Source organism: Bifidobacterium sp. (assembly GCF_022640935.1).
Taxonomy (GTDB): Bacteria; Actinomycetota; Actinomycetes; order Actinomycetales; family Bifidobacteriaceae; genus Bifidobacterium.
The window spans coordinates 100008-121289 of the sequence record NZ_JALCCV010000001.1 but is presented as its reverse complement, the minus strand read 5'-3'; the positions used below and the strand labels follow the sequence as shown (position 1 = coordinate 121289).

Below are 21282 nucleotides of genomic sequence, written 5' to 3'. Positions count from 1 at the left end.
CGGCATAGGGATAGCGCCGGTATAGAACCTATGGATCTTCAACCAGACCAAGGGCCGGCCGATCTGATCGAGGAAGACGACAGCACGGTGAGGCAGCCTGTGCCGCAGCAGCGAGACGATCGGAAAGCACGTCACATATCTCACGATGCGAATGCAATGCGACGCGTCGATACGCCGTGTGCATGGGGTGTGGCTACCATGGAGCGGTATGAGCGATAACACTATGCGAATCATCGACCTGCGCGGCAGGCGTCTGACCCGAGCCGAACTGCTGGAAGCCATGCCGCGCGCCGAAATGGGCACGGGCGAAGCCTCCGAGCTGGTCCGCCCGATACTCGACGACGTCAAAGCAAGAGGCGCGGCGGCGCTGCGTGATTTCGGCGAGAAATTCGACCATATCCGCCCCACGAACCTTCGCGTGCCGGTCGAGGCCATGCAGCAGGCCCTTGACGAACTTGACCCTGAGGTACGGGCGGCGATCGAGGAATCGGTGCGTCGTGCCCGTGCGGTCGGCGCCTCGCAGGTGCCCAAGGACTTTCACACCGACCTGGCCGATGGCGCGCGCGTGAGCGAACGCTGGATCCCGATCGACCGCGTAGGGTTGTATGTGCCGGGCGGCAAGGCCGTCTACCCGAGTTCGGTCATCATGAATGTGGTGCCCGCCCAGACCGCCGGCGTGCGTTCCTTGGCAATCGCGACGCCGCCGAGCAGAGACAGCGCCGAAGGGCTGCCGAGCAAGACGATTCTGGCCACTTGCGCGATCCTCGGCGTCACGGAGGTCTATGCGGTCGGCGGGGCGCAGGCCATCGCCATGTTCGCATACGGTGCGCGCGGATCAGAGCCTCAGGACGGCGAGATCCTGTGCGATCCGGTCGACAAGATCACCGGCCCGGGCAACATCTTCGTGGCCACGGCCAAAAGCATGGTCTCCGGCATGGTTGGCATCGACGCTGTGGCCGGGCCAACGGAAATCGCGATTCTCGCAGACAAAGACGCCGATCCCAGCTGGGTGGCCGCCGACCTGATCGGCCAGGCCGAGCACGACGAACTCGCCGGATCCGTGCTCATCACCGACAGCGAAGAGCTTGCCGCCGCCGTGCAAAAGAACCTCGACTATCGCGTGCCGCGCACCGAGCACGCCGAGCGTGTGGCTACGTCGTTGACCGGCCGCCAGTCCGGCGTCATTCTCACCGACGGCCTCGACCAGTCTGTGGCCGCCGCGAACGCATACGCCGCCGAACACCTGGAGCTCCAGACCGCCGACCCGGACGCCGTCGTGCCACGCATCACGAACGCCGGGGCCATTTTCTGCGGCCCGTATTCGCCGGTGCCATTGGGAGACTACATGTCCGGCTCGAACCACGTGCTGCCGACCGGCGGCACAGCCCGCTTCGATTCAGGTCTGGGTGTGCATACCTTCCTCAAACCCGTGGAAGTCATCGAATACGACGAACGAGGCCTGAAAGAACTCGCCGCCCGAATCAACGCCTTCGCCGTTTCCGAAGACTTGCCGGCGCACGGCGAATGCGTGCTCAGTCGTTTCGTCGACGATCCGTATGACAAGGCGACGCTGAATGATCAAGAACGCGAGGCGGGGCTGCGATGAGCGCATCCGAGGGTCCAGGCAATGCCATTCCAGCGTCGCTGCCGCTGCGCAACGATCTGATCGGGGAGGAGCCGTACGGCGCTCCACAGCTCGACGTGCCGGTATGCTTGAACGTCAACGAGAACCCGTATCCGCCCGACCCGGGCGTCGTCAAGGCGATCGCCGCACGGGTCGCGGCCATCGCGCCGACGCTCAACCGGTATCCCGACCGCGAGCATACCGAGCTGCGGCAGGCGTTCTGCGATTATCTGGCCCGCGAATCCGGAGCAGCGCTGAAGGTCGAGCAACTCTGGGGCGCGAACGGTTCCAACGAGATCATGCTCCAGCTCTTCCAGGCCTTCGGAGGCCCGGGACGGACCGCCTTGGGCGCTGATCCCACCTACTCCATGTACCCCGAATACGCGCGCGACACCTTCACTGCATGGCGTTTGGCGCACCGCAACGCGGATTTCACACTCGACGTCGACGCGACGATCGCAGCGATCCGAGATGTCGGTCCTTCGATGGTGGTGCTCACCAGCCCCAACAATCCGACCGGCACGACATTGCCGATGGATGATCTCAGGCGCATTCTTGAGGCTTGCGAACAGGCCCCGGTCAGCGGCGCGAACGAGGGCGTGCACCCGATCGTCGTCGTCGACGAGGCCTATATCGAATTCCGCGACCCGGGCGTCCCCTCGGCGGCTACCCTGATCGGCCAGCACCCGAACCTTGCGGTGAGCCGCACGATGAGCAAGGCTTTTGCCTTCGCCGGCGCGCGCGTGGGCTATCTGGCCGCATCCCAAGGCATCATCGACTGCGTGCGCATCGTGCGCATGCCCTATCATCTTTCTGCCGTCACGCAGGCGGCCGCGCTAGCCGCCTTCGAGCATACCGACGAGCAGCTTGCGCGGGTGTTGCACTTGCGCGACATCCGTCAGCAGACGGCACATTGGCTTAAGACCCTGCGCTACAAGGGTCAGGCGCTCCAAGTCGCGCCTTCGGCATCGAACTTCCTGCTTTTCGGCGGCCGCTTCGATGATCGTGAGCGCATCTTCGACGAGCTGCTGGACCGAGGCGTCCTCATCCGCGTGGTCGGGCCGGACGGCTGGCTGCGCGTATGCATGGGCACAGACGAGGAGATGGCGCGATTCCGCGAGGCGTTGACCGAAGTCCTGCCTATAGTGGAACGGGCAGAGTAGTTGAAACGGGCATTGAAAAGTATAGCAACAGCAGCACGGCAGTAGGCATGTCCCTCGTCTGAATCCGTCTTAGGCAGCATGCGGATGAGGGGAACGACTGCGAACCGGGGAGGGAAATCCATGGCACGCACGGCCAGCATCGTCAGAAAGACCAGTGAATCCAATATCGAGCTGAGCCTCGATCTCGACGGCACCGGTGCGACCGACATCGACACTTCCGTGCCGTTCTTCAACCATATGATGACGGCCTTGGGCAAGCATTCGCTTATCGACCTGCGCATCAAAGCCTCGGGGGACACCGACATCGACGTGCATCACACCGTCGAGGACACCGCCATCGTCTTCGGAGAGGCGCTCAAGCAGGCGCTGGGAGACAAACGGGGCATCCGTCGTTTCGCCGATGCGACTGTACCGCTCGACGAGGCGTTGGCCAAGGCGGTCATCGACATTTCGGGCCGTCCCTACGCCGTGTGCACAGGGGAGCCGACAGGATTCGAGTTTGCATTGATCGGCGGGCATTTTACCGGGTCGTTGGTGCGCCACGTCATGGAATCGATCGCCTTCCACGCCGGCATCTGTTTGCATATGCAGCTTATCGCCGGGCGCGACCCCCATCATATCGCCGAAGCGGAGTTTAAGGCGCTGGCTCGTGCGCTGCGCTTCGCCGTCGAGCCCGATCCGCGGGTGAAAGGCATTCCGAGCACGAAAGGGGCGCTGTGATGGCCGACGACGCCACGCCGGATGATGGCGGCTCTCCGCAGGGGGATTTCGACGATGTGCATTTCAGCGACGAGGAGCTTCAGGCTGCGCTGGAAGGATTCGAAAAGGAATTCGACGGGCAGGAGCCCGGGCAGCCGGAATTGCCGAACGACAGTGATACCACTGGCAAGGGCGCTGGCCAAGGTGCAGATGACGGTGTTGACGGGGGCGCTGGTACATCTGCCGGCGACGACTTCGACGAGGAGCTGAAGGGCCTGGTCGGCGACAAGGCGAAAACCGCTGCGCTCATCACCCGGCTCGCTTCGGCCCGGCTGCTTGCTGCGTTCTGCCAGCTCGCCGACATCGCGGCCGATTGCATAGGCTCGGAGCAGGGCGCGGTGGCCGTGCTGCGTAATCTCGACGGCGATGCTCCCGAGTCAGCGGCCAAGGACCTCACCACAGTCGTCTCAGGCATGGCTGCGGTGCTGGCGGTGAATCGGGCGGACAAACTCGAATCGACGCTTTACCTGCATGGCGAAGCGGGACAGACCTTCGCGCCGCCGATTCTCTTCGCCTCCACGCCGGGGTTCGTCGAAGACCTTATGCTGGGCATCGCAAACCTGGAGGATTTGCGCGCCCAAGGGCTGCACAGCATCGATTCGGGGGCGCTGAGCCGCGACCAGGCGATGAAAGTCATCGCCGACCATACGCGCTTCGGCCGCGGCAGTTCGAGCATCCAATAACGCCAGGCGCTGCGATATCATCGCAGGAAACGACAAGGAGCAGCTTATGACTACAGCCGTGGTATTCGATTACGGATTCGGCAACGTGCGCTCGATGCTGCGCGCGCTCGCCAACATCGGAGTCGACGCGACACTGACCTCTGACCATCGCCAGGCCTTGGAGGCCGATGGGCTCGTGGTGCCGGGCGTAGGCGCGTTCGCCGCGTGCATGGATGGTCTCAAGCAGGTCGGGGGAGACCGGGTCATCTATGACCGGCTGCGGGCCGGTCGGCCCGTGCTCGGCGTCTGCGTCGGCCAGCAGATCCTGTTCCAACGAGGCAATGAAAACGGCGCCGAGGCGCAAGGCCTGGGCCTGATCGGCGGCTCCGTCGAACGCATCCAGGCCGATGTCATTCCGCATATGGGCTGGAATACGCTTCAGGCCCCCGACGGCACGACGCTGCTGGACGGCATAGCGGACGAGCGCTTCTACTTCGTGCACTCATATGCGGCGGCGCAGGCCGAGCCGATTGACGGCGCGCCGCTGCAGATCGACTTCGGCGGCGCGCCGCAGCGCGTCGCGTGGTGCCAATATGGCCAAACGAGGTTCGTGGCGGCGTACGAACGTGGGGCGTTGTCAGCCACGCAGTTCCACCCTGAGAAATCAGCAGAGGCGGGCGCCCAGCTGCTGCGCAATTGGGTGGCGACTTTCTGAACATTGCATGGACGACACTGCGGGAGCAACACATGAGAACAACACCGCGACAATACTGTGCAGGCAATCTGCAGGAAAGGATGGCGATATGCTGACGCTTCTTCCGGCCGTCGACGTGCGTGAGGGCAAGGCCGTGCGCTTGAGGCAGGGCGAATCCGGTTCCGAAACCGATTACGGCAGCCCGCTGGAGGCTGCCCGCACATGGGTTGAGGCCGGCGCCTCGTGGATCCATCTCGTGGATCTGGATGCGGCTTTTGGCACGGGCGACAACCGTGCCCGGCTGCGCGAGATCGTCGCCGAACTCGGCGGCAAGGTCAATATCGAGATGAGCGGCGGCATGCGCGACGACGAGAGCCTCAAGGCCGCGCTCGACGCCGGCGCGGCCCGTGTCAACATTGGCACCGCCGCGTTGGAGAATCCCGACTGGACCAAGCGCGCTATCGGCGAATACGGCGAGAAAGTGGCTATCGGGCTGGATGTGCGCGGGCATACGCTGGCTGCCCGCGGCTGGGTTAAAGAAGGCGGCGAGCTATTCGAAACCATGGACATGCTCAATACGGCTGGCTGCGCGCGCTATGTGGTCACCGACGTGACGCGCGACGGCATGATGAGTGGGCCGAACCTCGACCTGCTGCGCGAAGTCGCGCAGCGCACCGACGCCAAAGTCACGGCCTCGGGCGGCATATCGTCATTGGACGACCTGCGCGCGATAGACGAGTTGGAGCCGTTCGGCGTGGACAGCGCGATTCTGGGCAAGGCGTTGTATGCGCGCGCCTTTAGCCTGCAGCAGGCCTTGCGGATGATGTCCTCGGCCGGCATCGTCGGGGCCTGAACAGACAATCGTGAGCAGATAATCCTGATGGGAAAATCAGGTCGGCGACACGGCGCATCCACGCGTTAAGTCGCCGTAATAAACGCATGGGAGCATATGCCATATGGATAAGCAGCAAGAGTTCGCGTTGCGCACGGTCGAGGAACGCGACGTACGCTTCATACGATTGTGGTTCACCGATGTGCTGGGGACGTTGAAGTCCGTGGCCATCGCGCCCGCCGAGTTGGAAGCGGCCTTCGAAGAAGGCTTGGGATTCGACGGTTCGGCGATCGAAGGCATGACGCGAGTGTCGGAGGACGACATGATCGTGAGCCCTGACCCATCGACCTTCCAGGTGTTGCCGTGGCGGGATGGTCCGCAAGGCACCGCGCGCATGTTCTGCGACATCCTCACCCCGGATGGCGAGCCGTCGCTGGGAGACCCGCGCCACGTGCTCAAAACGACGCTGGCCAAGGCCAAGGAGAAGGGCTTCACCTTCTACGTGCATCCGGAGATCGAGTTCTACCTCTTCGAACAGCAGGAGGACTGGTCGAAGGCGCCCACGCCGATCGACGAAGGCGGGTACTTCGACCATGTGCCGCGCAGCCCGGGGATGGACTTTCGACGAGCCGCCGTCAACATGCTCGAGCAGATGGGCATTTCGGTTGAATACTCGCATCATGAGAGCGGTCCCGGCCAGAACGAGATCGATTTGCGATACGCCGATGCCCTGACCACGGCTGACAACATCATGACCTTCCGCACGGTGATCAAGGAGATTGGCTTGGAGCGCGGCATCCATGCCAGCTTCATGCCCAAGCCGCTCACCGATCAGCCGGGCTCGGGCATGCACACGCATCTGAGTCTGTTCGAAGGTGACGCGAACGCCTTCTACGAGGCGGGCCAAGAATTCAACATGTCGCTGATCGCGCGGCAATTCGCCGCTGGCATCCTGTATCATGCCTCCGAGATCTGCGCGGTGACAGACCAGTACGTCAACTCCTACAAGCGCCTGTGGGGCGGCAACGAGGCTCCGAGCTACGTGTGCTGGGGCCACAACAACCGTTCCGCGCTGCTGCGCGTGCCGCAATACAAGCCGGGCAAAGGCAATTCCTCTCGCATGGAGTTCCGTGCGCTCGACCCGGTCGCCAACCCGTATCTGGCGTATTCCGTGCTGCTTGCGGCAGGGCTTGACGGCATCGAGCAGCAGATGCAGCTTGGCGAGCCGACCAGCGACGCCGTCTGGGAGCTCACCGATGCCGAACGCAAGGCGATGGGCATTCAGCCGCTGCCGGAATCGCTTGACGAAGCCCTGAGAATCATGGAGAAATCCGATTTCGTGGCGGGCGTCTTGGGCGAGCACGCCTTCGAATACTTCCTGCGCAACAAGCGCAGCGAATGGGAAGATTACCGCCGTCAGGTCACCGCCTACGAGCTCAAGAAGTTCCTGCCGAAGCTGTAGCCACGGCGTTGGCAAGCATGCAGCCGAGAGGGAGAAAGCGCAGTGGGACAGACGGTATGAGTGCTAGCGCTGGGTCGCTCGCGCCTGGAAGCGGCCGACGCGAACGCTTCTTCACGCTTCCGGTGCTGACGCTCGTGGCGCTGAGCTTCATCCTAGGCATGAGCGAATTCATCATCGTGGGCATCCTGCCCGACATCGCGCACGGCTTGTCGGTCAGCGAAGTGTCAGTGGGCAATCTCGTCTCGCTGTTCGCCTTTGTCTATGCTCCCGCCACGCCGCTGGGATCGGCCCTGAGCTGCCGTTTCCCGCGCTTCGCCACGCATCTGGCATTGGCGCTCGTGTTCTTGGCGGGCAATATCATGTGCGCGTTCGCCGTGTCTTTTGCCATGCTGGTTGCGTCACGCGTCGTCATCGCGCTGGTTTCAGGCACGCTTGTGGCGCTGTCGATGACCTACGCTCCCGATGTGACCAGCGAACGCTACCGCACAATGTTCATCTCCTGGGTGTTCTCCGGCTTTTCTATCGCCTCCGTTCTCGGCGTGCCCGTCGGCACGTGGGTGGCGAACACGTTCGGCTGGCGTTGGTCGTTTCATCTCATCGACCTGCTGACTGTGGCCGTCATCGTGCTGATGCTCGTGGCGCTGCCACGCAACAGCCACACGATGCGCATTGGTTTCCTCGCCCAATTCCGGCTGTTTTTTGATCGGCGCATCCAGCTGGGCGTGCTTGATGTCGTGTTCGGCGCGGCGGCGAGCTACGTGTTCTACACCTATCTCACGCCGATCATGCGTGATGAGATCCACATGCCGGAACATTTGCTGAGTTTCGGCCTTGTCGTGTTCGGCGTTGCGTGCCTATGGAGCAACCTCTATAGCGGCCGCCTTGCGAGCCGGGGACGTGGCATCGAGCCGCTGACGCATATCCGGCCGGTTTATGCGCTTCAGACCATGGTGCTGTGTTCGCTTGCTTTGACTGGCATCGCGCCTTGGTATGGGGCGGTCGCCTTGGTGGTGTTGGGTATGCTCATGTATTTGCAGAACGCCTCTTCTCAGGTGCTCTATATGGATGTGGCATCATCCGCGCATCCCGGTTCCCTCAATCTTGCATCCTCGCTCAACTCGATGTCGTTCAACACCGGCATCGCCCTCGGATCGGCCGCTGGAGGACTGGTCAATGATCGTGCCGGGCTGCTGTGGCTGGGCCCTGCCGGGGCCGTTTTCGCATTGTTGGCTGTCGGGACCGCCACGATGCTCAAACGGCAACTGGACGCTGGCAACGACCGTCGCGCCGCGGCAGAGCCGTTGTAGACTCTGGCCCAGTGGTTCAACGGCCGGGGTCGCCGAACCAGTTGCGGTAGATGAGGGAGAAATTCCGGTTGCCGTAGCTCGAACAAGAATCGCCCGTATTGGCGCGCAGCGCAGCCGAATTCGGCTGGTAGGGCGTGTAAACGTATAGTAGCGCGGTGGCCTCGTTCTCAATGTAGACCGTGCTGCCTCCGCAGGCCTTATCGGGATGGTAGGCCACATAGTTCAAGGTTCCGGCATGGTATCGATAGTTTTTGGCGTGCGCGCGATAATACTGGTAGCGCCGTGCCGCGCCATAGACTTGGTTGAAGAATCCCGCATATGCCGGGTCGCAGTCCGCGGAGTCCGGGCAGCTCAGGCCCATCGCCGCCTTGTACTGGAAATCGGTGGGAGCGGCCGCGGTCACGAGGTGCTGCTCTTTTTGCACCATGGTAAGCAGCACTTTCTGGCTGATATCGCATGCCCGAGCCGCTTTGTCGATGATTGCGGCGGCCGACTCGCCGTTGGCCCCTGTGTAGGCGTCGCACAGATTGTCGGCAGGCCGATCCACGGTGTCGAAGGTCTTGGATTTAAGGCAGCGGCCGCCCGAGCACGATGCCCCGTGGACGTTGAGAAAGGACTGGATCTCTGCTCGGCTCATCGCATTGCCGTTGAAGAACTGGCCGTCGGAGATGATATTGCCTGGATTGAAGCCGTATCGTCGGGCCACCGCATCCTGTTCACCTTGGACCGCGCTGATTTCATATTCCCATTGCATGAATCGTGCCAGCCCTAAACCCACAGCCAGCACGCACGCCACCGCCATAATGCCGCCGATTATGCGCGCGATCCTCGAGTGCCTGCGGCGGTGCAGCTTGCCCCCGAGCCTGCGGCGCCGCCGCCAACCGTGCCGTTGGCGGCGGCCCTGATGTGAATCGTGTGAGCGCCGCGCCGATCCGGCCGAACGCCGCCACCAGAGGGAATCGCGTGCCATGGCGCCTATCCCTCGAGCGCTTTCCCAATCCGTCGCAAGCTGACAGGCTTCGCGGTGCCGAGCTCCTGCGCCCAGAGGGAGACATAGAATTCCTCGAGCAGCCAGCGCGCAGCGGTGTAACGTTTGCCCATTGTCTCATGGCGTGGGCCGGCAGGCTCGGCCTTCGCCTTGCCGTGGAAGCGTTCGACGAGCTGACGGGCCTCGTCTGCCTCCCAAGCCCAGCGCACATCGCGGTTCTTGTCGGTTTTCGCCTTGTTCAGGCGCAGCAGGTCGGCATGGAGATAACGCTCGAAGGAGCCCAGCGCATCCGGGGGAGCGGCGCCAATGAAGCCTGTGCGTACCAGCGACGCGATATGCTCGCGCACCGATTGCAGCACGGAGAGCATCGGCAGGTCGGCCGGGCCGGATACCGCCTTGTCGACTTCGGCATATCGCTTCAGGATCGTGGTCACATCGCGTGCCACCGCATAGACCGTGTCCTCGTACACCTGCCCAACGCCGGCCACGGCCTGCGCCAGAGCATCGTCGTCGTCCAGCTGATCGATGTCGGGCAGCAGCCGCTTGACGGCAGCCAATTGCAGGTCCTCGCTCAGTGCCTTGGTCGAATCGTATGGCGCCGAGGCGAGCATCAGCGCCTCGGTCCCCAGCCAGCGTGAGGAAATGCGTTCGCTGGGAAGACGCAGCCTGTCCAATGCTCCCTGCCAGAGCATCGTCGCGCGTGATTGCGTGGTGGCGCCGGCCTTGTGCAGCAGATTCGCCTGTTCGACCAGCCTGCCCTGCGCACCGGCCGACTGGGCCTGGCCACGCACGACCAGCCGGGCCGAGGCCTCGGCCTGCGCCGCGAAATGCCGCTGCAGTTCGACCAGCGAGCGCCCCGAGCCCAGCACGGTTACCGGGTTCGCGGAACGGGGGAGATGCGCGCCATGACGGCCAGGCGAACTGGCATGATGTGGCTTCTCAATGACGAAATTCATGCGCAGGTATGCCGGCAGCTTCGACCACTGGTCCCCTTCGAACACCTGCGGATGGATCTGCGCGCCGACCACATGGATCGCCGCCTCGGTGAATACATGCGTGAAATCAGGCCAACTGGCTATGCCGGTCTGCGCCTTCGCTGGCGGAATATTCGGCTGGCCATCCGCGCCCGAGCCGGGCAGCTCGGGGTAATGGTCGTCGATATACGCGCGAATCGCCCGCGCCGTGTCAGGAGCCGGCACGAACTGCACGCGCAGTGCCTTGGGCAGCGATTTGATCATCGCCACGATCAGCTCGTCCAACAGGCCGGGAACATTCCAAGTGAACTGCTCGGGGCGCAGGCGCGACAATGCGGTGATAGGAACATGTATGCTCACTCCGTCGGCCGGGTCATGCGGATCGTATACATAGCTCAGCCTCAAGTCCAACGCCGTGCCGTCCGTGCCCAGCGCATGCCAACGGTCGGGATAGTCGGCCAAACTCACGCTGCCGCCGGTCTGCAGCCGTTCGACGGCCTCCGGGTCGAAGTCCAGCAGCTGCGGATGCCTGTCATGCTCGAGTCTCCACCATTTCGCCAGATCGGCAAGCGAGGTGACGTCGGTGGGGATCACCGCGCTATAGAAGTCGTAGAGGTCCTCGTCGCTCACGCTGGCGGCTGCCTGGCGCGTGCGGCTGGTGTCTTCGGCGGCGTCGTGCAGCACATCGAGATTGTGCGTCACGAAATCGTCGTAGGAGAACCGTTGCTGGATGTCGCCCTCGACCAGGCCTTGGCGGATCAGGAAATCCCGCGCCTCAACTGGATTGATGCGCCCCCACTGCACGGTGCGGTCCTGCACAATAGGCAGCCCGTAGAGCAGGATCTTGGCCTTGGCTACCGCGGCACCGCGCGAAGCCGACCAGTGCGGCTCCGCATATGTGGTCCGGGTCAGGCTTCCGGCCAGCGGCTCGGCCCAAGCTGGATCGATGGCGGCGGAATAGCGCGCCCATAGGCGCGAGGTCTCAACCAGCTCGGTGCTCATGACCCACGGCGGCGTTGTTTTGGCGACGGCGGAGGCGGGAAAGAGTGCGAACCGTGTGCCTCGTGCGCCCTGATAGTCGTTATGCGACCGCTTTGCAGCGCGTTTCATCGCGCGTGCCTTTGCCGCACCCTTGAGCCCTGTAAATTCCGATGCCTTGGGCTCGCGCACCACCTGCATCCCGATCATCGAGAGCAGCCCGGCGAGCATGGCGGTGTGGATGCCTTGCGCGTCCCATGAGCAGCATAGGCTGTGCGCGCCCTGCTGATTGAGCGGTAGCTGGCGGATGTCCAGCGTGGGCCGCGACGCGGGCTGCGGCTCGCCGAGCGTGAATTTCAGTTCATGGCACATATCGCCCAGCTGCGTGACGAGATCATGCCACTGCCGAAGCCGCAGGAAGCTCAAGTACTCGGTTTTGCACAGGCGCCGCAGCGCGCCATTGCTCGGGTTGCCGTCCGCCTGGAACACCCGGTCCCAGAGATTCAAGGCGGTCAGAAAATCGCTGGATGGGTCGGCGTAGCGATTGTGGATCCGGTCGGCCTCTTCGTGCGCCTCATCGGGGCGTTCGCGCGGGTCCTGCAGACTGAGAAACGCTACAATGACCAATACAGCCGCCAGCGTGTTCGGCGTGGTGGCGTGCGCGGCCTCGATGAGCATGCGCCCTAGACGGATGTCGATGGGGATGCGGGCCAGCTGACGACCGGTGCGCGTCAGCGTCATCTCGCCATGCCTGCGGGCGACGGCCCTGAGCTCGGTGAGCTCGGTGAAACCGTCGGACACCGCCTTGACGTCGGGCGGGTCGATGAAGCCGAAATGCGTCACATCGCCGGCGTTTTTCGCCACGCCGACCGAGAGCATATGCAGCACAACCGCGCCGAGCGAAGTGCGCAGTATCTCCGGCTCGGTGAAGCGAGGCCGGGTTTCGTAGTCGTCCTTGGCATACAGACGGATGGCGATGCCGTCGGCCACGCGCCCGCATCGGCCTGAGCGCTGGTCGGCGCTGGCCTGCGAAATCGGTTCGATCGGGAGTCGCTGCACCTTCGCGGATTTGGAATAGCGCGATATCCTGGCGGTCCCAGGATCGACGACGTAGCGGATGCCGGGCACGGTAAGCGAGGTTTCGGCAACATTCGTGGCGATGACGATGCGCTGGTGCGCGTGAGGTTCGAAAACCTTATGCTGCTCTTTCGACGACAGTCGCGCGAATAGTGGCATGATCTCGATAGCGTCGCCGCGGCGCATGTCATCGGATCGAGGGCCGAAATGACGGCGCAATGCGGTTTCGAACTCGCGGATATCGTGTTCGCCCGAGGCAAAGACCAAGATGTCACGCGCCCCGCGCTCATGGCTTGCATGGATGACCAGCTCGGCGCAGGCCCGGGCCACTGCCATGGCCATATCCGCGTCTGCTGCGTGTCCTGGACGGGACGTGCCACCGCCCATATCGTCGGAGGCTTGATGTTCGAATCCGGGGACGTGGCGCATCAGCGCAGGCGCAGAGCCCAACGGCTCGTAGACGATCTGCACAGGGTAGGTGCGTCCCGACACTTCGATGACCGGAACCGGCCGGTGCAACGCCTGCTCGAAATGATGCTGGAATTTGACCGAATCAATGGTCGCCGAGGTGATGACGAGTTTCAGATCGCGCCGCTGTGGCAGCAGGGAGGTCAGATAGCCGAGCAGAAAATCGATGTTCAGGCTGCGCTCATGCGCCTCGTCGATGATGATCGTGTCGTACTGGCTCAGGCGTGGATCGCGTTGGATCTGCGCGAGCAGGATGCCGTCGGTAACGATGCGCAGCCGGGTTTTGGGCGAACTGGCGTCCGTGAAGCGCACCTGATAGCCGATTTCGTCGCCCAGCCGCACCTCCATCTCCGAGGCGATGCGTTCGGCGACCGTGCGCGCGGCGATGCGGCGCGGCTGCGTATGCACGATCTGATGGCCATGCGTGCCGCGACCCATCTCCAGCAGGATCTTCGGGATCTGCGTGGTCTTGCCCGACCCGGTCTGGCCCGAGACGATCACGACCTGCGAAGCGGAAACGGCTGCGGCGATCTCGTCGTGCGCGGCGCTGACCGGCAGTTCTTGGGGATACTCGTATTTCATGCCTGGCGCACAACCTCGATCACGCGATAGCCTTTTGCGCTGGCGTATTTCGACACAGCATATCCTCCGCCCAGCGCTTGGGCGAGCCAAGGAATCAGCGAATCCGCGCCGAGGTTGCGCTGGACCACCAAATAAGCGGCGCCGTGGCCCGACAAGCGCGGCAACCAGCGCATGAGCAGCTCATGCAATGCCTCCTTGCCGACGCGGATCGGGGGATTGGACCAGATCGCGTCGAATAGCGTTTCGTCGGGGACTTCATCGGGTTCAACGGCATGGATATTGATCAGCTGTTGGCTGCCTGCATTGTCGCGTGTCAATTCCAGTGCGCGCCGATTGACGTCCACGGCCCAGACCGTCGCCGCGGGCGAGAGCAGGCCCAGCGTCAGCGCGATCGGCCCCCAGCCGCAGCCCAGATCGAGCAGGTCGCCGTGCGTGGGCGGCTTGGGCGCGCGGCGCAGCAGCACGGAGGTGCCCAGATCGAGTCGATTGCCGGAGAACACGCCGTGCGAGACCTCCGCAGCCACTTCGCGCCCGGCCAGCTGAACGCGGATGGTGCGCCGGACGTCGGGCGAATTCGGCGATGTGGAGAAATACTGTTCCTGACGTGCTTCCAGGCCTACGAATTGAGAGCCTTGCCCTAGTGAAACAGTGCCCTGCGGGTCCTTAACGCTCATAGCTTCCTTCGTCTCCCTGGTTCGCCCACGGCTCAGTCGCGCCGTCTGCCGCAGTATTGTCTTCCAGAATGATGATAATAGAAGACCATACTTCCAAAGTGAGAGGTGTCATTGACCCAACAGTCTGAAATCGACAGCAACAACGACGTGAGAACGGCCACCGGCGTGCTCGCCGGCCGCTCCGAGGTTCTGCTTGACAAATCCTATGATATTACAGATGCCGACCAAGGCGGCGAAGAGTGGGCTGAGCGCGAATCGCACAATGCGTTGAAGCATGTGGCCGGCTTGGGCGAACTCGAAGACGTCACCGAGGTCGAATATCGCAAAGTCCGGCTCGAACGCGTCGTGCTTGTCGGCATCTGGTCGAGCACGACCAGCACGCAGGCGCAAGCCGAAGAGTCGCTCAGAGAGCTCGCCGCGTTGGCGAAGACCGCTGGCGCGGAAGTGTGCGACGGCATGCTGCAGCACCGGCTCAAACCTGATCCGGCGACCTACATCGGCTCAGGCAAGGCCAAAGAGCTCGCAGGCATCGTGGCGCAGCACGAGGCCGACACGATCATCGTCGACGATGATCTGGCGCCCAGCCAGCGTCGCGCGCTGGAAGATACCGCCAAGGTCAAGGTGGTCGACAGGACGGCTGTGATTCTCGACATCTTCGCGCAGCACGCTACGAGTCGCGAAGGCAAGGCGCAGGTGGAGCTGGCACAGCTGCAATACATGCTGCCCAGGCTTCGTGGCTGGGGCGCTGCCCTGTCCCGGCAGGCGGGCGGCCAAGCGGCAGGAGCCGACGGAGGCATCGGCTCGCGCGGCCCGGGCGAAACGCAGATCGAGCTGGATCGGCGCGTGATCCGCACCAGAATCTCGCGGCTGCGCCGTCAGATCGTGAGGATGGCTCCGGCGCGCGAGATCAAGCGAGGTTCGCGGCAGCGCCATGGATTGCCGACGATCGCCGTGGTCGGCTACACGAATGCCGGCAAATCCTCGCTGACCAACCGGCTGACCGGATCGAGCGAACTGGTGGAAAATGCGCTGTTCGCCACGCTCGATACCGCGGTGCGTTCCACTCGGTCCAAGGATGGGCGCGTGTACGCCTATGTCGACACGGTCGGCTTCGTGCGGCGGCTGCCGACCCAACTGGTCGAGGCTTTCAAATCGACCTTGGAAGAGGTGGCGCAGTCCGATCTCATCGTCCATGTGGTCGACGCTTCGTACGGCGATCCGCTGGCGCAGATAGACGCGGTGAACGAGGTGCTGGCCGACATCGATGGCGCGCAGGACATCCCGCGCATCCTAGTATTCAACAAGTCCGACCACATCGACGAGGCGACGCGTCTGCGCCTTTCCTCGCTCTACCCGAAGGCGCATATCGTTTCGTCATTGAACGGCGCAGGCATTGCCGCGCTGCGCGAAGAGATCGAATCGTTGCTGCCTGTGCCCGATGTGCGCGTCGAGGCTGTGCTGCCCTATGCACAAGGCTCGCTGCTGTCTCGAATCCGGGAATATGGCAGGCTTGACGAGAGCCAATACCGAGATGACGGCGTCCGCATCGTGGCGCGGGTCGATAGCCGGCTGGCTTCGAAGATCATTGACGCCGCCATCGCATAGATCCTGTCAAAACGTTGATATCGTCTTATTTTTCGCAGATTGAAACTGCCGTTCGCGTAGCGTGCGCCCGCCGTCGCGGCGAGCTGAAACGTCATAGAGTGCAGATAAAGTGAAATGTTGTAGGACGCGGCGCGACGCCCATGGTCGTACCGGGGAAAGAGAGGTTTTAAGCACATGGCTCAATTTACCAACAAACCCACGAAGCTTGCCATTATCGGAGCAGGCGCCGTCGGATCAACCTTGGCGTTTGCCGCCGCGCAGCGCGGAGTCGCCCGCGAAATCGTGCTCGAGGATATTTCCAAGGATCGCGTCGAGGCCGAAGTGCTCGACATGCAGCACGGTTCGAGCTTTTACCCTTCCGTCACCATCGAGGGATCGGATGACGTCGAGATCTGCCGCGATGCCGACATGGTCGTGATCACTGCTGGCGCACGCCAGAAGCCAGGTCAGTCCAGGCTCGACCTCGCCGAAGCGACGATCGGCATCATGAAGTCGATTATCCCCAATGTCATCAAGGTGGCGCCCAACGCCATCTACATGCTCATCACCAACCCGGTAGACATCGTCACCCGGGTGTCGATGGAGCTTTCCGGCATGCCGGCCAACCAGATGTTCGGCTCGGGTACCAACCTCGATTCCGCCCGGCTGCGCTATCTCATCGCCGACCAGACCGGAGTGAACGTCAAGAACGTGCACGCCTACATCGCCGGCGAGCATGGTGATTCCGAGGTCCCGCTGTGGGCTTCGGCAACGATCGGCGGCGTGCCGATGTGCGATTGGAAGGCGTTGCCGGGCCATGAGCCGCTCGATGCTGGCAAGCGCGAGGAGATCCACCAGGAAGTCAAGAACGCGGCTTACCGAATCATCAACGGCAAAGGCTCTACGAATTACGCGATCGCCATGTCCGGCGTCGACATCGTCGAGGCGATCATGAATGACACGAACCGCATTCTGCCGGTGTCGTCCTATCTTGATGACTTCCATGGCATCTCCGGTGTATGCATGTCCGTGCCCACGCTGCTCAATCGCTCCGGTATCAACTCCCGAATCAACACACCGGTATCCGACAAGGAATTGGCGGCGCTCAAGCGTTCCGCCGATACGTTGCGCGAGACCTCCGCGCGGTTCGGCTTCTGATCCTGCGCAACTCATATGGCGCATTTCGCTGAGGCGCCGCACGACAGCCTTGCTGAGGCCCATGCGGCGCAAAGCCACAGTCATCAGCGCTCGCTGATGCTGACATTGTCACTGACGGGGACGATGTTTGCTGCCGAAGTAGCCGGTGCCATCATCACGGGTTCGCTCGTGCTGCTTGTCGACGCCGGGCATATGCTCACCGACATCGCGGTGCTCGCCGCATCCACGATCACCGCCGCGCTGATGCGGCGAAGGCCCAGCAATCGGCGGACGTGGGGATGGGCGCGGCTCGAGGTGGTCACCGCTGCCGCAGGGGCTCTCGCCCTGCTAACAGTGGGGTTCTACGCGCTGGTGGAATCAGGCATGCGGCTGTTCGGCAGTGTAAACGACGAGGTGCATGATGTCGGCCTGCTGCTTGCCTTCGGCATATGGGGACTTGCTGTCAATATCGGATCAATCGCGATTCTGTCCGCGCAATCCCACGACAATATGAATATGCGCGCCGCATTCCTCGAAGTCATGAACGACGCTATGGGCTCAGTGGCCGTCGTCGTCTCCGCGATCGTCATGATGGGCACAGGATGGAACGGTTTCGACGCCGTCGCCGGCGGCTTTATTGCAATCGTCATGATTCCGCGCGCTGTCGGGCTGCTGCGCAAGGCGGTTGCCGTGCTGCTCGAGGAGACTCCGAAGGGCTTGGATCTCGATCTGGTCCGCGAGCATATGGAGCATGTGCCGCACGTGGTAGCCGTGCATGATGTGCATGCAAGCACCGTTTCGACGGGCATGCCGATACTCATGGCCCACGTCGTGGTGGATCGCGGTCTGACGATGGAGCAGGCCGGGGTCATACTTGATCAGCTTCAGCTCTGTTTGCGCGAGCACTTCGAGGTGTCTGTTCCACATACGACCTTCCAGCTCGAACCAAAAGGATATTCTTCCGATTCGGCCCAAGAGCTGCATAGCTGAAGGCATGGGCGTATGGGCGGGTTTCATGGCCTGAGCCCGTGCTTGTCAAGGCAGGACCTGTCCAGGGCGACGCCGGCCCAACCTTGGTCTGTCAGAGCTTGCGCAATACGGTGACCACCTTGCCCATGATCGTGGCGTGTGTGCCGTCGATGGGGGAGTAAGCGGGATTATGGGGCATCAGCCACAGGTGCCCATTGTCGGTGCGGTATGTTTTCACGGTCGCCTCATCGTCGAGTAAAGCCGCCACGATATCGCCGTTGACCGCGGACTGCTGCTCGCGCACCACGACGAAATCGCCATCGCAGATCGCGGCATCGATCATCGAATCGCCATGAACTTCCAGCATGAAAAGGGTGCCGGTGCCGGTGAGCCGCTCGGGCAGCCTCATCACATCGTCGACATGCTGCTCGGCTGTGATCGGGGCGCCGGCGGCAATGCGCCCGACCAGCGGCACGTCGCGCGATTCGATAATCGATTCGCGCTCTTGTGGGGAGGGTCCAGTGAAGGGCAGGATCGTCGCAGCCGCACCGAGATCCTCCGACTCCTCTACCAGCTCTATGGCGCGGCCTTTGTTGGCGCTCATGCGGATGAAGCCCTTGTCGGCAAGGACCTGCAGTTGATGCTTGACCGAAGAAGGGCTTTTCAGTCCGGCGGATTCGCCTATCTCGCGGAATGAGGGGGCAAAGCCTCGGCTGGCGACATGCGAGCGTATGGCATCGAGGACCTTGCGCTGCCGTTCGGTCAGAGAAACGGTGTCGGCGGTCTCAGCGGTGCCTTCTTCAATTGTGCCGCCGGTCGCAGCCCGTTGACGTCCGCGCCGGGGATCGAAGGGGATCGTGCTCATGGAGTGGCTCCTTTTCGGGTCGTATATCCCCAGCATAACGTGGATATCATGTGAAATCAAACAGATGTTCGAAAACCGGCTTGCATGAGTCGAACATCTGTGCGAGAATCAAACATACGTTCGATAGAACAGATGTTCGAAACGAAGATCTGCAGGGAGTCGGGCGGGATGAAGCGGCATGAAACATACGCGGCAGGATACGGCAATCGAAACAGTCGTAACGATCGATCGCAATGGTAAGGACGATAAGGAGCACTGGGAACTATGACTACGGCAACAGCATATGCCCCCGTGGCACGCGGCGATGGCGATTGGGGAAAAGGTATTCGAAAGAACGCTGCGAGCGGAAGCGGCATCCGCCCGACTGCGAAGGCGAATGTGCTGCGCACAATAGCCGCAGCTGTCATGGCGCTGTCGATAGTGTGGATGGGCTGGGGCATTCTCGCCCCCCCGCAGCAGGCGCAATCTGCTACTGGCCCGGTGGAGGTCGTGAATTATACGGTCCGTCCTGGTGACACGCTCTGGTCCTATGCCAGAAACATCACTCCTGAAGGCGGCAATGTCGCGAACACGGTGCAGGAGCTCAAGAAACTGAATAACATGGACTCCTCCGCGTTGCAACCGGGTCAGAGCCTGCTCGTTCCCGCTCGATGAGGTGCGGCATGATGAAACGAAACATTGCGCCGCAAGATATTGGGTGAGCGTTGCGCGGTGAATCATCGCGCAACGAACGGCTCCGTGTTGTAGCGAGTTCATGAGAAACCCCGATGGCTGACCGTTATCGCAGAGTTCCGGCTATTCTTGTTGACATGCACTGCCCGTTTTGCCAGAATCCCGACACTAAGGTCGTCGACACTCGTCTCAATGAGGATGGCCACTCCATTCGTCGCCGGCGCGAATGTCCGAAATGCGGGCGTCGTTTCACCACGGTGGAGACCACGATGCTGCTCGTGCTCAAGCGTTCGGGCAATGTTGAGCCCTTCGAACGAGAGAAGGTCATAGCAGGCGTACGCAAAGCCTGCCAAGGCCGTCCTATCAAGGAAGACGACCTCAAGCTGCTGGGGCAGAAAGTCGAAGAAGACTTACGTTCACGCGGCCTCGCCCAGACTAAATCGGACGAAGTCGGCAGGGCGATACTTGGCCCTCTGCGTGAACTCGACGAAGTGGCCTACTTGCGATTCGCAAGCGTCTATCAGAATTTTGAAGGCCTCGACGACTTTGAAAGCGCCATAGCCGAGCTCAAACACGACAGGCATATCGGCTGACAGCCGGTCGACCGGCTGTCAGCCGATGACGCGCATCCGAATCGTGCCGGTGATCCGGCGCAGCTCCTCAAGCGATGCCGCGTCAGGCCGCGTCGACACGTCGGTTACGACGTAACCCAGTTCGTCTTGGGTGCCAAGCGATTGCGCGGTGACATTGATGCCGGCCTTGCGCAGCACTTGATTGACGTCTGCCAGCTTGCCGGGAAGATTAGCGTGCAGGTGGGTGATCCGTGCGCCTGAGACACAGGATTTCAGCGTTATTTGCGGCAAATTGACCGAAAGCATCGTCGAACCCTGGTCCCAATATTCCAAGAGGCGCTGGGTGACGAAATGACCGATGGCCTCTTGGGCCTCGAGGGTCGAGCCACCGATATGCGGGGTGAGAATCATATTGTCTTCATCGGCCAGCGCCGTGATGAAGGGATCGCCGCTCTTCTTCGGCTCCACCGGGAAGACATCGACGGCGGCGCCGGAAAGATGCCCTGAGTCCAAATGTTCCTTGAGCGCACCGAGGTCCGCTACGAAGCCACGGGAGATATTAATGAAGATCGCGCCCTGCTTCATCTGCGAAAACTGGTCCTCGCCGAAGAAGCCGGTATTGGACCTGCGCCCGTCGACATGGATGGTCACCGCGTCGGATATCTCGAGCAGCGACTGCAGGTTGGGCATGCGCTGCGCGTTGCCCATGGCGAGTTTTTCCTCCACGTCGTAGAAGACTACATGCATGCCCAGGGCCTCGGCCACGACGGACAGTTGAGAGCCGATATTGCCGTATCCGACGATGCCTAGGGTCTTGCCGCGCACTTCGTGCGAGCCGGTGGCCGACTTGTCCCACAACCCGTGGCGCATGTGATGCGTGTGCGCGGGAATGCGGCGCATGAGGCAGATGATGTCGCAGACCACCAATTCGACGACCGAGCGTGTGTTGGAATAGGGGGCGTTGAACACGGCGATGCCGTGCGACCCGGCATGTGCGAGATCGATTTGATTGGTGCCGATGCAGAAGCAGCCGACCGCGGTCAGTGTTGGCCGCGCGTCTATGACTTTGGCGCTGACGGTCGTTTTCGATCGGATGCCAAGCAGATCGACGCCATCAAGCGCCTCGATCAGCTCGTCCTCGCCCAACGCGCCAGGCAGCGTTTCGACCTGGAAGCCGTGCTCGCGCAGCGATTGCGCGGCGAAGGGATGGATATTCTCCAATAGCAGTGCTTTAGGCAT

Annotated in this window: 18 protein-coding genes; 13 read left to right on the top strand and 5 right to left on the bottom strand. The window is 62.3% G+C overall.

What is annotated here, in order from left to right; all coding sequences use genetic code 11:
- Window positions 1–208 precede the first annotated feature (208 nt).
- From hisD to LKG04_RS00450, 8 genes are all read left to right on the top strand, one after another.
- Window positions 209–1606, top strand: a complete 1398-nt coding sequence (hisD, locus tag LKG04_RS00485) for a histidinol dehydrogenase (protein ID WP_291760693.1) — start codon at window positions 209–211, stop codon at window positions 1604–1606.
- On the top strand, window positions 1603–2787 hold the full coding sequence (locus LKG04_RS00480) for a histidinol-phosphate transaminase (protein WP_291760691.1): 1185 nt from the start codon (window positions 1603–1605) through the stop codon (window positions 2785–2787). The genes hisD and LKG04_RS00480 overlap by 4 nt, the downstream gene beginning before the upstream one ends.
- 120 nt (window positions 2788–2907) lie before the next feature.
- Window positions 2908–3507, top strand: coding sequence for an imidazoleglycerol-phosphate dehydratase HisB (gene hisB / locus LKG04_RS00475; protein ID WP_291760687.1), 600 nt, complete (start codon window positions 2908–2910; stop codon window positions 3505–3507).
- Entirely contained in the window at window positions 3507–4229 is a 723-nt protein-coding gene (locus tag LKG04_RS00470) for a hypothetical protein (RefSeq protein ID WP_291760685.1), read from the top strand. The genes hisB and LKG04_RS00470 overlap by 1 nt, the downstream gene beginning before the upstream one ends.
- Window positions 4230–4275: 46 nt before the next feature.
- Window positions 4276–4923 carry an imidazole glycerol phosphate synthase subunit HisH gene (hisH, locus tag LKG04_RS00465; protein ID WP_291760682.1) on the top strand — a complete coding sequence of 216 codons (648 nt, stop codon included), beginning with the start codon at window positions 4276–4278 and terminating at the stop codon, window positions 4921–4923.
- A gap of 88 nt (window positions 4924–5011) precedes the next feature.
- Window positions 5012–5755 carry a bifunctional 1-(5-phosphoribosyl)-5-((5-phosphoribosylamino)methylideneamino)imidazole-4-carboxamide isomerase/phosphoribosylanthranilate isomerase PriA gene (priA, locus tag LKG04_RS00460; protein WP_291760680.1) on the top strand — a complete coding sequence of 248 codons (744 nt, stop codon included), beginning with the start codon at window positions 5012–5014 and terminating at the stop codon, window positions 5753–5755.
- 103 nt (window positions 5756–5858) lie between these two features.
- Window positions 5859–7196 (top strand): type I glutamate--ammonia ligase, encoded by a 1338-nt coding sequence (gene glnA, locus LKG04_RS00455; RefSeq protein ID WP_291760677.1) that lies wholly within the window; start codon window positions 5859–5861, stop codon window positions 7194–7196.
- 56 nt (window positions 7197–7252) lie between these two features.
- Window positions 7253–8503: an MFS transporter gene (locus LKG04_RS00450; protein WP_291760674.1), complete on the top strand. Its 1251-nt coding sequence runs from the start codon at window positions 7253–7255 to the stop codon at window positions 8501–8503.
- A 16-nt stretch (window positions 8504–8519) separates the two neighbouring features.
- On the opposite strand, the gene LKG04_RS00445 is transcribed toward LKG04_RS00450, so the two are convergent.
- From LKG04_RS00445 to LKG04_RS00435, 3 genes are read right to left on the bottom strand one after another with little or no spacing between them, the layout of a single operon-like run.
- Window positions 8520–9473 (bottom strand): hemagglutinin, encoded by a 954-nt coding sequence (locus LKG04_RS00445; protein ID WP_291760671.1) that lies wholly within the window; start codon window positions 9471–9473, stop codon window positions 8520–8522.
- Between the two features lie 5 nt (window positions 9474–9478).
- Entirely contained in the window at window positions 9479–13570 is a 4092-nt protein-coding gene (gene hrpA, locus LKG04_RS00440; protein ID WP_291760669.1) for an ATP-dependent RNA helicase HrpA, read from the bottom strand.
- The gene (locus LKG04_RS00435) at window positions 13567–14244 is read right to left on the bottom strand and encodes a class I SAM-dependent methyltransferase (RefSeq protein ID WP_291760666.1); all 678 of its coding nucleotides are present in this window, start codon (window positions 14242–14244) and stop codon (window positions 13567–13569) included. The genes hrpA and LKG04_RS00435 overlap by 4 nt, the downstream gene beginning before the upstream one ends.
- Window positions 14245–14355: 111 nt before the next feature.
- Between LKG04_RS00435 and hflX the strand changes: the two genes are divergently transcribed.
- From hflX to LKG04_RS00420, 3 genes are all read left to right on the top strand, one after another.
- Window positions 14356–15849, top strand: coding sequence for a GTPase HflX (hflX, locus tag LKG04_RS00430; protein WP_291760860.1), 1494 nt, complete (start codon window positions 14356–14358; stop codon window positions 15847–15849).
- Between the two features lie 174 nt (window positions 15850–16023).
- Entirely contained in the window at window positions 16024–16986 is a 963-nt protein-coding gene (locus LKG04_RS00425; protein WP_291760665.1) for an L-lactate dehydrogenase, read from the top strand.
- Between the two features lie 15 nt (window positions 16987–17001).
- On the top strand, window positions 17002–17955 hold the full coding sequence (locus LKG04_RS00420) for a cation diffusion facilitator family transporter (protein ID WP_291760663.1): 954 nt from the start codon (window positions 17002–17004) through the stop codon (window positions 17953–17955).
- A gap of 91 nt (window positions 17956–18046) precedes the next feature.
- Here the strand turns inward: LKG04_RS00420 and lexA are convergent, their stop codons facing one another.
- Complete coding sequence (lexA, locus tag LKG04_RS00415) at window positions 18047–18799, bottom strand: transcriptional repressor LexA (protein WP_291760661.1); 753 nt, start codon at window positions 18797–18799, stop codon at window positions 18047–18049.
- 264 nt (window positions 18800–19063) lie between these two features.
- Between lexA and LKG04_RS00410 the strand changes: the two genes are divergently transcribed.
- Entirely contained in the window at window positions 19064–19453 is a 390-nt protein-coding gene (locus LKG04_RS00410; protein WP_291760658.1) for a LysM peptidoglycan-binding domain-containing protein, read from the top strand.
- 155 nt (window positions 19454–19608) lie between these two features.
- Window positions 19609–20064, top strand: coding sequence for a transcriptional regulator NrdR (nrdR, locus tag LKG04_RS00405; protein WP_291760655.1), 456 nt, complete (start codon window positions 19609–19611; stop codon window positions 20062–20064).
- A gap of 18 nt (window positions 20065–20082) precedes the next feature.
- On the opposite strand, the gene serA is transcribed toward nrdR, so the two are convergent.
- Window positions 20083–21282 (bottom strand): phosphoglycerate dehydrogenase, encoded by a 1200-nt coding sequence (gene serA / locus LKG04_RS00400; protein WP_291760652.1) that lies wholly within the window; start codon window positions 21280–21282, stop codon window positions 20083–20085.